The organism is Polaribacter sp. R77954, assembly GCF_044595335.1.
In the GTDB taxonomy this organism is placed as follows: Bacteria; Bacteroidota; Bacteroidia; order Flavobacteriales; family Flavobacteriaceae; genus Polaribacter.
This window is the reverse complement of the sequence record NZ_CP138992.1, coordinates 1,796,887-1,809,255: the sequence shown is the minus strand read 5'-3', so window position 1 is coordinate 1,809,255 and position 12,369 is coordinate 1,796,887. Positions and strand designations below refer to the sequence as shown.

The window sequence follows — 12,369 nt, the reverse complement described above, 5'->3', positions numbered from 1 at the left end:
GTTTTATATTGTTTTTAAATATGCTAATACTTCTTTACTTACTTTTTCTCCTGTAAAACCAAACTTATCATCTAGTACAGTTGCTGGAGCAGAATAACCAAAATGGTCTAAACCAAAAACTTTTCCATTATCACCAACCAACCCTTCTAAATTTACTGGCAAACCTGCTGTTAAACCAAATAAGGGTTTGTTTTTAGGAATTACAGAGTTTTGATAATCTTTAGATTGCAATCTAAAAACACCCTCAGAAATAACAGATGCAATGTTTACTTTTAATCCATTTTCTGATTCTAAAATCTCTGCAGCATCTACTAAAGTTGATACTTCTGAACCATTTGCAATTAATACTACATCTGGATTTTCTACTTCTTTTACTAAGTAACCACCTTTTTCTGCAGCTAAAGCATCATTGTATCTTGAAGTTCCTTTAGCAGCCAAATCTTTAATTCCTTGTCTTGATAAAATTAAACCAGTTGGTGTATCTTTATTTTCTAACGCCATTTTCCAAGCCACGCTTGTTTCTGCAGAATCTGCAGGACGTAATGCTAAGAAACTTGGTTTACCACTATGGTTTTTTAATTTTTCTAACAATCTTATTTGTGCTTCTTGTTCTACAGGTTGATGTGTTGGCCCGTCTTCTCCTACTCTAAACGCATCATGTGTCCAAACATACTTTACACCCAATTCTTGAATTCCACTTAAACGAATGGCTGGTTTCATATAATCTGAAAACACGAAGAATGTTGCTACTACAGGAATTATTCCACCATGTAACGCAATTCCGTTTGCAATACATGCCATGGTTAATTCTGCAACACCCGCTTGTAAAAATGAACCTGAAAAATCTCCTTTTTTAATTGCTTGTGTTTTCTTTAAGAAGCCATCTGTTTTGTCTGAATTAGATAAATCTGCAGAAGAAACAATCATGTTTTCTACTTTATCTGCTAAATACGCTAAAACTCCAGATGAAGCTGCTCTTGATGCCAAACCTTGTTTATGTACAATTCCTTCAAAATCTAATTCTGGTAATTCACCAGATAAAAAGAAATCTAATTTATCTGAAAGTACTGCATTTGATTTTCTCCAGGCAGCAATTTCTTCTTTCTTTTGAGCAGCTTTTGCTATTTTTTCTTTTAATAAATTTTGATAGAACTCACTAACATCTGCATAAATATCAAAAGGACTTTCTGGATTTGCACCTAAATTTAGTAGTGTTTTGGTATAATCTGCTCCAGTAGCTCCTATTGGTTGTCCATGTAATTCACATTCTCCTTCAAAAGTTTTTCCTTCGGATGTAACACAACCTTTACCCATAATAGTTTTACCTATAATAAGTGTTGGTTTTTCTGTTTCGTTATTTGCATCCGTTAATGCTTTTCTAATTTCATCATGATTATGACCATCAATTGTTACAACTTTCCATCCCCAAGATTCATATTTCATTGCTGTATCTTCTGTTGTCACTTCATCCGTTGAAGTTGACAGTTGAATATCGTTAGAATCGAAAAACATAATAAAATTACTCAATCCTAAATGCCCTGCAATTCTACCTGCTCCTTGAGAAATTTCTTCTTGTACACCTCCATCAGAAATAAAACCATACACTTTATGATTCATCCAATCTCCAAAACGAGCTTGTAAAAATTTTGCTGCAATTGCTGCTCCAACACCCATGGTATGACCTTGTCCTAAAGGTCCAGAAGTATTTTCTATACCTCTTTTAACGTCTACTTCTGGATGACCAGGAGTTATAGAACCCCATTGTCTAAAATTGGCAACATCTTCTTTTTTGTAGTTTCCTAACAGATAGTATTGTGCATACATTAAAGTTGATAAATGCCCTGCATCCATAAAAAATCGGTCTCTGAATGCCCAAGTCATATCTGAAGGATCAAAATTGAAAAATTCAGAATATAATATGTGCATAAAATCTGCACCTCCCATAGGACCTCCTGGATGACCAGATTTTGCTTTTTCTACCATAGCAACAGCTAAGGCTCTTATGTTATCTGCTGCTTTTTGATCTATTTGTTGGTTCATTTTTAGATATATTGATTTATGATATTTTCAAATAACTCTTGCTTACCACTTTGTAATGGCAACTCTCCATTTTCTTGAGCTATTTTATATAAATCTTGCAAACTTAATTTACCAGCTTCAAACTCTTTTCCTTTACCAGAATCAAAAGAAGCATAACGCTCTGTTCTTAATTTTTCGTAAGGTGAAGACGTAATAATTTTATCTGCAATTAATAAAGCTCTAGCAAATGTATCTGCACCACCAATATGAGCAAGAAAAACATCTTCTAAATCTGTAGAGTTTCTTCTGATTTTAGCATCAAAATTAACACCACCACCTTGTAAACCACCAGCTTTTAAGAAAACTAACATTGCTTCTGTAGTTTCTTGTATGTTGTTTGGAAATTGATCTGTATCCCATCCATTTTGGTAATCACCTCTATTAGCATCTAAACTACCTAACATTCCTGCTTTTGCTGCAGTTTCAATTTCGTGTTGGAATGTATGTTGTGCCAAAGTAGCATGGTTTACTTCAATATTAATTTTGAAATCTTTATCTAAACCATATTCTTTTAAGAATCCTATAGCAGTTGCACTATCAAAATCATATTGATGTTTAGATGGTTCCATTGGTTTTGGCTCAATAAAGAAATTTCCTTTAAAACCTTGAGCACGAGCATAATCTCTACACATTGTTAAAAACTGCCCCATATGATCTAACTCACGACCCATGTCAGTATTTAAAAGGCTCATATAACCTTCACGACCACCCCAGAATACATAGTTTTCTCCATCTAATGCCATAGTAGCATCTAAAGCTAATTTTATTTGTCCACCAGCTCTTGCAACCACATTAAAATCTGGGTTGGTTGATGCTCCATTCATGTAACGTGGATTTGAGAAACAGTTTGCAGTACCCCAAAGTAACTTAACACCAGAAGCTGCTTGTTTTTCTTTTAAATATTCTGTAATCGTAGCTAATCTAGACTCTGACTCAGCAAATGTTGCCCCTTCTCTAATTAAATCGAAATCGTGGAAACAGTAGTAATCGAATCCCATTTTGGTGATAAATTCAAAAGCTGCATCTGCTTTTTCTTTTGCAGCTACAATTGCATCTCCAGATTTATCCCACTCAAAATTTTGCGTTCCAGGACCAAATGGATCTGCTCCTTGCCCACAGAATGTGTGCCAATATGCCACTGAAAATTTAAACCAATCTTTCATTTTTCTACCTGCAACCACTTGTTCTGGATTGTAGTATTTAAATGCTAAAGGATTGTCTGATTCTTTTCCTTCAAATTTAATTTCGCCAATACCTTTGTAGTATTCTTTGTTACCTATTAATGCCATTGTTTTGTGTTTTAAAAATTTATATTGTTTTATTTGTTGTTTAAAATAAGATTTAATTCTTTTTTCCAGTTTTCATATGCCTTTAAGTAAGGTGCTTTATCTTTAAAAGGCATAAAAGTCATGACATGATCGTTATCTTCAACCAATTTTCCATACGATTCAAAATCACCTTCATGTAAACCAGCAGCTCTTGCAGCTCCTATTGCTCCTGTAGTGTTATATATTTCAATTTCTTGATTTATTAATGTAGCTACTGTATTCGCAAATATCTCTGAACGGAATAAATTATCGTTTCCAGCTCGCATCACATTAATATCTATGCCATCAGATTTTAGGATATCCATTCCATACACAAAAGAAAATGCAATACCTTCTAGAGCTGCTCTACAAACGTGTCCTTTTTGATGATTATTTAAATTTAAATTGACTAACCTAGTTCCAATTTCTCGATTATTTAGCATTCTTTCTGCACCATTTCCAAAAGGTAGCATACATACACCATCTGAACCTACAGGAACATTTAAAGCCAATTGGTTCATCTCATCATAAGAATCTACAGATAGGTTATTTAACAACCATCTGTATTGAATTCCAGCTCCGTTAATATTTAATAATTTACCAATTCTTGGAACTGATTTTTTATAGTTTACGTGGGCAAAATTATTAACCCTTGTACTTTCTTTTCCTGATAAACTTTCGGTTACAGCATATACAACTCCTGATGTTCCTCCTGTTGCTGCTACATCACCTGGATTAAACACATTTAAAGATAATGCATTGTTTGGCTGGTCTCCAGCTCTATAGAATATAGGAGTTCCTGCAGCCAACGTACTTTCTTCTTCTCCTTTTTCATCCACAACAGATTGCAAACCAAATGTATCTACAATCTCTGGTACTAAGGATTTATCAATACCATAATAATCTAAAAGAAAATCTGCAACAGTATCATTTTTAAAATCCCAAAAGATACCCTCTGAAAGCCCAGAAATTGTGGTATTTATTTTGTTTGAAAAACGATACGCTATATAATCACCAGGTAACATAAACTTATAAGCTTTATTGTATACCTCTGGTTCATTGTCTTTTACCCATTTTAATTTTGAAGCTGTAAAGTTTGCTGGAGAGTTTAGCAAATGACTTGAACTTTTTTCACTGCCAATATTTGCAAATGCTTCTTTACCAATTTCTACAGCTCTACTATCGCACCAAATGATACTTTTTCTTAGTGGTTTACCCTCTTTATCTACTAAAACCAAACCATGCATTTGATATGAAATACCAATACCTTTAATTTGTGTTCTAGAAACGTTATACGTTTTTTTAAGATTTTCTATGGCTTTACAAATATGTTTCCACCACTCTTCTGGTTTTTGTTCTGCCCATCCATTTTTTAGAGCAAGCATGCTCATTTCGGTTTTTGGTTCTTGAACAACACCAATACTTTTTCCTGTTGAAATTTCTACTAAGGCAGCTTTAATTGATGAGCTCCCTAAATCAAACCCTATATAATACATATCTTTATAATGATTCTCTTATGGTTAATTTTGTTGGTACTAAATATTGTATTTTCTTATCTTCCATTACAAATTCTGCAGCTTTCTCTCCTTGTTTCTGAAAATCTGTTGAGACAACTGTAATTCCTTTATAAATAAATTTTTTCATTGGAGTTTCATTATAAGATAAAAAACCTACATCAACTCCTGGTTCATACTCTTTATCTCTACACTGCTCTAAAAATAACCCCAGTATTCTGTCGCTAACACTTATATAAGCGATATTTTTTTCTACGAGAAAATCTTTTGTATCACTAATAATTTTATATTTAAAATTATTTTGTTTACAAAATTTCTTAAAATACTTTACTGTTTCAAAAGGATGACTTGTAAAAGGGGGGTATAAAAATTGAATCTCTTTATATTTTTTAAATAAATGAACTCCTTCTTGTAAAGCGTCTAAAAACGATTGTCCAAAATCTTGAAAAACAAAACTATTTTCTTTTGTAGCATTGATGTTCCAATCTATTAAAAGTAAATCATCATTATTAATTTTAGATAATATTGAAGGGATAGTGTCATCATCAAAACCCATTACTACATATTTATAATATTTACCAATACTATTATTTATAATGGTCTTAAAATTATCAATATTATAATGATGAAATTGAACATCTGTAATAAATGTATCTGGTAAATTATTAGTAAATGAATGGTACAAAACTTCCTTATACGCCTTAAATGTGTCTAAAATTAAAAGCACTTTTTTTGTTTTGCCTGATACATAATATCCTTTATTAGGAACAGCTTCAATAACACCATTTTCCTTAAGAATTGAATACGCCTTAAACACAGTATCTCTAGATATTTTATATTTTTTACATACACTATTTACAGAAGGTAGATTGTCGCCAATGGATATCATGTCCTTAGAAACACCATCATTAATTGCATTTACAATTTGCTGGTATTTAGGGACATCACTATTGTGATTTATATTAAATGATATGGCGTTCCTAGTCATGCTGTTCTGTTCTGGTATGCAATATTAACTATATTTTTTTTCATATTCTAATTTTAGAATGGAATTATGTTCTTTTTTAGTGAAAAAAATATTTCTATTCTGTGTGTTAAATTACAACTAAATTATACTTAGGGATATCTATAAAGTTTTAAAGTAAATAATGAGCAAGAAAAAACCACCTAAATTTTTATAATTTGGGTGGTTGTCTTTTATTGAGGTGTCTAGCGGATTCGAACCGCTGTACATGGTTTTGCAAACCATTGCCTAGCCACTCGGCCAAGACACCTTTTTATTATTGGATTGCAAATTTACGTTTTTTTATAAGTATTGCAAGTGTTTTTTAAACTTATCTTTTTTTTGTTAAAATAATAACAACTTCTTCTACATTTCCTCCAATGGGTGGGTTAATTTTTGAAACTGAAACTGTTGCTTTTTTAATCATTATTAATTCTTTAAAGAAACGATCTAAAATTCGTTGTGCAACTTCCTCTAACAATTTAGATCTGGTAGCCATTTCTTCTTTTACTATATGATTTAAATGCACATAATCTACAGTGTCTGCTAAATCGTCTGTTTTGGCTGATTGTTGCAAATTTGCTTTCACCTCAACATCTACTCTGTACCAAGATCCAATTTTTGCTTCTTCTTCTAAACAACCATGAAAAGCGTATAATTTAATGTTGTTTACTTTTATAATCCCCATTTTAATATTTTTAAACCTATAAGGTCTCATAATTATTTATCTAATTTTTCCCACATTTTATCAGAATTTAATCTGAAAGAACCTAAATGTTTGAAGCTACATTGTTGTGGTGAAATAATAGATAAAAAAGATTCGTTTTTTTTGTTCTTATACAAATGATAGGTTTCACCAATATTAGGCTCAAAACTAAATTTAGCATTATACACCAAATCATTGTATTGAAACTTTTGCATCAGTTCTTCGTATTGCTGTTTTACTTCATCAAACTTAGATTTGAATTGCTTGTTTACTCGTTGAATTCCGTCATTTTTCCAACTTGCTGTATTTAATGGTTTTATAACAGGTGAACTTGCAGAAGTTCCATAGGGTTTTAAAGCGGCATCGTATTGCTGACTTTCTTCATTAAAAACAACCAAATCTGGTTTTTTTGCATCATTTTTCATCTTGCAAAAATACAATAATTACTAGCCTTCAAATTCTTTTTTAGAAAACTTTAACTGCTACTCGTTGTTTTACAGAATAAGAATCTCATTAAAAATTAATAAGCACAAATTTGATGTTTTTTTAGTTTGTAAAAAAGTCGAAAACATTACTAATACCACTGGTTTTGGTTTTGTAAAATTCGGTATAGGTGCATTTTTCGCAAGTTACAGAGGTGAATTTCTGATTTTGGATATCGAAAATTTTTGATAATGTGCCTCCTGTAGCACGCATTTCACCTAATTTATAGGTGTTACAATTGCATTTAGGACAGGTGTAATTTCGTATTTGACTACTCATAAGTTTTGTTTGTTTATTAAATAAGTAGTAGAATTTTAGGGTTTGTTACAATTTTCAAAAAAACTTTAGCTATTAAATAGGGTGCGTTAGGGATTGCAGTGGAAAACCCACAGCGAAGTATGAGCGAGGATTTGGAACGGAAAGCCCGCTCGAACGCCCAAATAAACCATAATATTTATGTAATTTTGTAAATTAATGTTATGGTTGTCTTTTCTTGTAAATAGACTTCGACAAGCACAGTTTGACACTTAACTAAATAAAATATTGATGTCTGAAGAAAATAAATCGCTTAATTTTATTGAGCATATTATAGAAGATGATTTGGCTAATGGAATGCCAAAAGATGATTTACGTTTTCGTTTTCCGCCAGAACCTAATGGCTATTTGCATATTGGGCATACCAAAGCTATTGGAATTAGTTTTGGCTTGGGTGAAAAATACAATGCGCCTGTAAACTTACGTTTTGACGATACAAACCCTGCAAAAGAAGAGCAAGAGTATGTAGATGCCATTAAACGCGATATTGCTTGGTTAGGGTATACTTGGGCAAACGAATGTTATTCTTCGGATTATTTTCAGCAACTATATGACTGGGCCATTTTGTTAATAAAAGATGGTAAAGCGTATGTTGATTCGCAAACATCAGAAGAAATGCGTGTGCAAAAAGGAACACCTACTGAGGCTGGTACAAATAGTCCGTATAGAAATAGAACTGTTGCAGAAAACTTGGACTTGTTTCAAGGGATGAAAGATGGTAAATTTAAAGAAGGCGAACACACTTTGCGTGCAAAAATTGATATGACATCGCCTAATATGTTAATGCGTGATCCTTTAATGTATAGAATCATGTATAAATCTCATCATAGAACTGGTGATGATTGGTGCATTTACCCAATGTACGATTGGACACATGGTGAAAGTGATTATATTGAACAAATATCACATTCTTTATGTTCTTTAGAATTTAAACCTCATAGAGATTTATACAATTGGTTTCGTGATCAAGTTTTTGATTATAGTAAAACCGAATACCCAAACCCGCCAAAACAACGCGAGTTTTCTCGTTTAAACTTGAGTTATACCATAATGAGTAAACGTAAGTTGTTAAAATTGGTAGAAGAAAATATTGTTTCTGGTTGGGATGACCCAAGAATGCCAACCATTTCTGGTTTACGAAGACGTGGCTACACACCTGCATCAATTAGAAGTTTTGTAGAAACTGTTGGGGTGTCTAAACGTGAAAACGTGATTGATGTTGCTTTATTAGAGTTTAAAATTCGTGAAGATTTAAATAAAAATGCACCAAGAGTTATGGGAGTTTTAGACCCTGTAAAGGTGGTGATTACCAATTATCCTGAAGGCGAAGAGGAAATCTTAGAGGCTAGTTATAATGATTATGAAGAGGGTTTTGGTAGTAGACAAGTTCCGTTTTCTAGAGAAATTTATATCGAAAAAGAAGATTTTAGAGAACAAGCCAATAAGAAGTTTTTTAGATTGAAATTAGGAAAGGAAGTCCGTCTAAAAAATGCTTATTTTATTACAGCAAATAGTTGTACTAAAGATGCTGATGGAAATATTACTGAAATTCAATGTACGTATGATCCGTTAACAAAATCGGGTAGTGGAACCCCAGAAAGTTTGCGTAAAGTAAAAGGAACCTTACACTGGGTTTCTGTAAAACACGCTGTTAAAGCAGAAGTTAGGGCCTATGATAGGCTGTTTTTAGATGAAGCACCTGATGCGCATAAAGACAGAGATTATATGGAGTTTATCAACCCAAATTCTTTAGAGGTTATTGAAGCTTTTGTAGAACCGAGTTTGCAAACTGCAAAAATTGGAGAGCGTTTTCAGTTTCAACGTTTAGGGTATTTTAATGTAGATGATGATGCTACTGCAGAGAAATTGGTTTTTAACAAAACTGTTGGTTTGCGTGATTCTTGGAAAGCTCCATCATCTTAAAATACATTTTACTAAAAATGAAAGTAGAGTTGTTAATACATAAATGCTGTTGATGGAACTTAATTTTGAAAATAAATCTACAAAAGATTTAGAAGATACATTAAAAGTGATGAAAGCTGTTGCTATTACGTTATCAATTGTAATACTTTTGTTACTATCTATTTGTGTTTATGGTTTAGTCACCAAAGAAAATAAAACCACTTTTATTGCTTTATTTGTGGTTGGTGTTTCTTGTGGTGCTATGTTACCCATCCAAATATCTTCAATGAATAAAATTAAAACTGAAATCGAATCTAGAAAACAATAATATAAAAAAATGATGCCTATGCTTTAAAATAGGTATTTAGTTATATCCTTTTTAACTCAAATACAAAAGGAAGGACTTTAAATTTTTATTAACGTTAAATTATCATTTTTTTAACACCTTTGTAATCTTTTCATAAATGATTTTAAAAATATGAAAATATATCCCATAGAAACAGGAAATTTTAAGTTAGATGGTGGTGCAATGTTTGGTGTTGTGCCAAAATCGATTTGGCAAAAAACAAACCCTGCAGATGCCAATAATATGATTGATATGACCATGCGTTCCATGCTCATTGAAGATGGTAATCGTTTAATTCTAATAGATACTGGTTTAGGCAATAAACAATCAGATAAATTTTACAGTTATTATTATTTATTTGGCGATTTTTCTTTGGATACCTCTCTCAAAAAATACGGCTTTCATAGAGATGATATTACAGATGTTTTCTTAACTCACTTACATTTTGATCATTGTGGGGGTGTCATCAAAAGAAATGAAAATGGTTTATTAGTGCCCGCTTTTAAAAATGCAAAAGTTTGGAGCAATGATAAGCATTGGCAATGGGCAACAGAACCAAACCCAAGAGAAAAAGCGTCTTTTTTAAAAGAGAATATTAACCCAATAAAAGAAAGTGGTCAGTTAGAATTTATTCACAGTAATTATATAGATCAAATTGGTTTCGATGTCTTGTTTATGGACGGTCATACCGAAAAACAAATGTTGCCAAAAATTACCTATCAAGATAAAACAATAGTGTTTATGGCAGATTTATTGCCTACTATTGGCCACATACCTTTGCCATATGTAATGGGCTATGATACAAGGCCTTTGTTAACACTTAAAGAAAAAGCAGCATTTTTAAATTGGGCAGCAGATGAAAACTTTTATTTGTTTTTAGAACACGATGCTCATAACGAAATATGTACTGTAAAGCATACAGAAAAAGGAGTAAGAATAAATACTACACACCAATTTTCAGAAATTTTTAATTAAGAGAAAAAAGAGAGATGAAGCGCCTAAAAACAATGATTTTTAGTGCTATTGTAGCACTTATTTTAGTGGGATGTAAATCTACGCAAATAGCAATAACACCACCAACTTTTGATGAAGCTATTTTAACCCCTGCAAAAAAAGGAACTTTAACAGAAAAAGCACTAAAAACATGGTCTCATTTAGATGTGCAGAGCGATTCTGTAGCAGGAATGAGTTTGGCAAAAGCGTATAAATTTTTAGAAGGCAAAAAAGCAAATTCTGTAATTGTAGCCATTGCAGATTCAGGAATAGATATTGAACACGAAGATTTAAAAGACGTACTCTGGATTAATGAAGATGAAGTAAAAGACAATAATATAGATGATGACAATAACGGTTATGTAGATGATATCTATGGATGGAATTTTCTAGGAAATGCCGCAGGCGATAATGTAAGTATAGATCAGCTAGAAATTACCAGAATCGTTAAACGAGGCAGAGACAAATTTGGCGCTAAAAAAGCATCAGAAATTGCTGAAAAAGACAAAAAAGAATTCGAACAATTCTTGAAAATGAATCAAGAATACAAAGCTACATTGGTTGAAAAAAACACAGAAATTCAACAAATGGAAGAAACATTATATAACCTAAAACAGGTTCAGGTAAATTTTGATGCAGTTAAAGAAATGGCAAAAACCGATAGCTTAACCTTAGACATCGTTCAAAAATTAGATCCACCAAGTTTACAAGGTATTATGCAAAAACAGCATATAGAGGGTATCTTAAAACAAGGCATGAATGAGGCAGATTTGTTAGATTACAAAAATCAAGTAGAAAACTATACCAAAGAAATTAAAAAAGCCATGAAAGGCTATGATTTAGATATGAATTATCGTCAATCTTTGGGTGATGATTTGTATGATATTTCTGATAAATTTTACGGAAACAGTAATGTTATTGGCGATAAAGATTCTGCAAAACACGGTACACATGTTGGGGGTATTGTTGCTGCTTCTAGAAACAATAATATAGGCGCAGTTGGTGTTGCTAATAATGTAAAATTAATGACTGTAAGAATTGTACCAGATGGCGATGAGCATGATAAAGATGTGGCTTTAGGTATAAGATACGCTGTAGATAATGGCGCAAAAATTATAAATACAAGTTTTGGAAAACGTTTTTCGCCAAATAAACAATGGGTTTATGACGCACTTAAATATGCAGCAGAAAAAGATGTATTGATTGTAAACGCAGCCGGAAATGATGGTAAAAATATAGATGTTCGAAACAGTTTTCCTTCAGATTCAAAAGATTTATTGACCGAGTTTGTAGATAATGTAATTACAATAGGGGCAAGCAGTTTGCATTATGATAAACAATTGCCAGCCAATTTTTCTAATTATGGAAAAATTAATGTAGATATTTTTGCGCCTGGTGTTGATGTGTATTCAACAATACCCAATAACAAATATGAACCTTTGAATGGCACATCTATGGCAGCGCCTTCTACAGCTGGAGTAGCAGCTTTAATTCGTGGCTATTATCCAAATTTATCAGCAAAAGAAGTAAAATATATATTAATGAGTTCTGGTGTAAAAATTAATTTTGAAGTAATAAAACCTGGTTCTCAAAATGAGAAAAATCCAGAAGGAACAATGATTCCGTTTTCAGAATTATCGGTTTCTGGTAGAATTGTAAATGCTTATAATGCATTGCAATTGGCAGATTATGTATCAAATAAAAAATAGATAAAATAGGTT

The 12,369-nt window shown here is 32.1% G+C and carries 11 protein-coding genes and 1 tRNA gene; 4 read left to right on the top strand and 8 right to left on the bottom strand.

Annotated elements, in window-relative coordinates; genetic code table 11:
* Positions 1–3 precede the first annotated feature (3 nt).
* The 8 genes from SJY27_RS07745 to SJY27_RS07710 form a co-directional block, all read right to left on the bottom strand.
* Positions 4–2,040: a transketolase family protein gene (locus tag SJY27_RS07745; RefSeq protein ID WP_397447688.1), complete on the bottom strand. Its 2,037-nt coding sequence runs from the start codon at positions 2,038–2,040 to the stop codon at positions 4–6.
* Between the two features lie 2 nt (positions 2,041–2,042).
* Positions 2,043–3,368, bottom strand: coding sequence for a xylose isomerase (xylA, locus tag SJY27_RS07740; RefSeq protein WP_397447687.1), 1,326 nt, complete (start codon positions 3,366–3,368; stop codon positions 2,043–2,045).
* A 29-nt stretch (positions 3,369–3,397) separates the two neighbouring features.
* Positions 3,398–4,882: a xylulokinase gene (locus SJY27_RS07735; RefSeq protein WP_397447686.1), complete on the bottom strand. Its 1,485-nt coding sequence runs from the start codon at positions 4,880–4,882 to the stop codon at positions 3,398–3,400.
* Positions 4,883–4,886: 4 nt separating this feature from the next.
* A complete protein-coding gene (locus SJY27_RS07730; RefSeq protein ID WP_397447685.1) occupies positions 4,887–5,888 on the bottom strand; it encodes a GntR family transcriptional regulator in 1,002 nt (333 codons plus the stop codon).
* A 215-nt stretch (positions 5,889–6,103) separates the two neighbouring features.
* Positions 6,104–6,174: transfer RNA gene (locus SJY27_RS07725), tRNA-Cys, on the bottom strand.
* A 60-nt stretch (positions 6,175–6,234) separates the two neighbouring features.
* Positions 6,235–6,591, bottom strand: coding sequence for a dihydroneopterin aldolase (gene folB / locus SJY27_RS07720; protein ID WP_397447684.1), 357 nt, complete (start codon positions 6,589–6,591; stop codon positions 6,235–6,237).
* Positions 6,592–6,623: 32 nt separating this feature from the next.
* The gene (locus SJY27_RS07715) at positions 6,624–7,034 is read right to left on the bottom strand and encodes a DUF2452 domain-containing protein (protein WP_397447683.1); all 411 of its coding nucleotides are present in this window, start codon (positions 7,032–7,034) and stop codon (positions 6,624–6,626) included.
* A 121-nt stretch (positions 7,035–7,155) separates the two neighbouring features.
* Positions 7,156–7,371 carry a zinc ribbon domain-containing protein gene (locus SJY27_RS07710; RefSeq protein WP_397447682.1) on the bottom strand — a complete coding sequence of 72 codons (216 nt, stop codon included), beginning with the start codon at positions 7,369–7,371 and terminating at the stop codon, positions 7,156–7,158.
* A 267-nt stretch (positions 7,372–7,638) separates the two neighbouring features.
* On the opposite strand from SJY27_RS07710, the gene SJY27_RS07705 reads away from it, so the two are divergent.
* The 4 genes from SJY27_RS07705 to SJY27_RS07690 all read left to right on the top strand — a co-directional run bounded on the left by SJY27_RS07705 (position 7,639) and on the right by SJY27_RS07690 (position 12,357).
* Positions 7,639–9,330: a glutamine--tRNA ligase/YqeY domain fusion protein gene (locus SJY27_RS07705; protein WP_397447681.1), complete on the top strand. Its 1,692-nt coding sequence runs from the start codon at positions 7,639–7,641 to the stop codon at positions 9,328–9,330.
* A gap of 52 nt (positions 9,331–9,382) precedes the next feature.
* Complete coding sequence (locus tag SJY27_RS07700) at positions 9,383–9,637, top strand: hypothetical protein (RefSeq protein ID WP_397447680.1); 255 nt, start codon at positions 9,383–9,385, stop codon at positions 9,635–9,637.
* A 150-nt stretch (positions 9,638–9,787) separates the two neighbouring features.
* Complete coding sequence (locus SJY27_RS07695; RefSeq protein WP_397447679.1) at positions 9,788–10,630, top strand: MBL fold metallo-hydrolase; 843 nt, start codon at positions 9,788–9,790, stop codon at positions 10,628–10,630.
* A gap of 14 nt (positions 10,631–10,644) precedes the next feature.
* Positions 10,645–12,357, top strand: a complete 1,713-nt coding sequence (locus SJY27_RS07690; protein ID WP_397447678.1) for a S8 family serine peptidase — start codon at positions 10,645–10,647, stop codon at positions 12,355–12,357.
* Positions 12,358–12,369 lie beyond the last annotated feature (12 nt).

Bases quoted from the DNA above. Each gene is read 5' to 3' on its own strand.
- folB (WP_397447684.1), bottom strand. From the start codon at position 6,591: ATGGGGATTATAAAAGTAAACAACATTAAATTATACGCTTTTCATGGT.
- SJY27_RS07710 (WP_397447682.1), bottom strand. From the start codon at position 7,371: ATGAGTAGTCAAATACGAAATTACACCTGTCCTAAATGCAATTGTAAC.
- xylA (WP_397447687.1), bottom strand. From the start codon at position 3,368: ATGGCATTAATAGGTAACAAAGAATACTACAAAGGTATTGGCGAAATT.
- SJY27_RS07735 (WP_397447686.1), bottom strand. From the start codon at position 4,882: ATGTATTATATAGGGTTTGATTTAGGGAGCTCATCAATTAAAGCTGCC.
- SJY27_RS07745 (WP_397447688.1), bottom strand. From the start codon at position 2,040: ATGAACCAACAAATAGATCAAAAAGCAGCAGATAACATAAGAGCCTTA.
- SJY27_RS07690 (WP_397447678.1), top strand. From the start codon at position 10,645: ATGAAGCGCCTAAAAACAATGATTTTTAGTGCTATTGTAGCACTTATT.
- SJY27_RS07700 (WP_397447680.1), top strand. From the start codon at position 9,383: ATGGAACTTAATTTTGAAAATAAATCTACAAAAGATTTAGAAGATACA.
- SJY27_RS07715 (WP_397447683.1), bottom strand. From the start codon at position 7,034: ATGAAAAATGATGCAAAAAAACCAGATTTGGTTGTTTTTAATGAAGAA.
- SJY27_RS07695 (WP_397447679.1), top strand. From the start codon at position 9,788: ATGAAAATATATCCCATAGAAACAGGAAATTTTAAGTTAGATGGTGGT.
- SJY27_RS07730 (WP_397447685.1), bottom strand. From the start codon at position 5,888: ATGACTAGGAACGCCATATCATTTAATATAAATCACAATAGTGATGTC.
- SJY27_RS07705 (WP_397447681.1), top strand. From the start codon at position 7,639: ATGTCTGAAGAAAATAAATCGCTTAATTTTATTGAGCATATTATAGAA.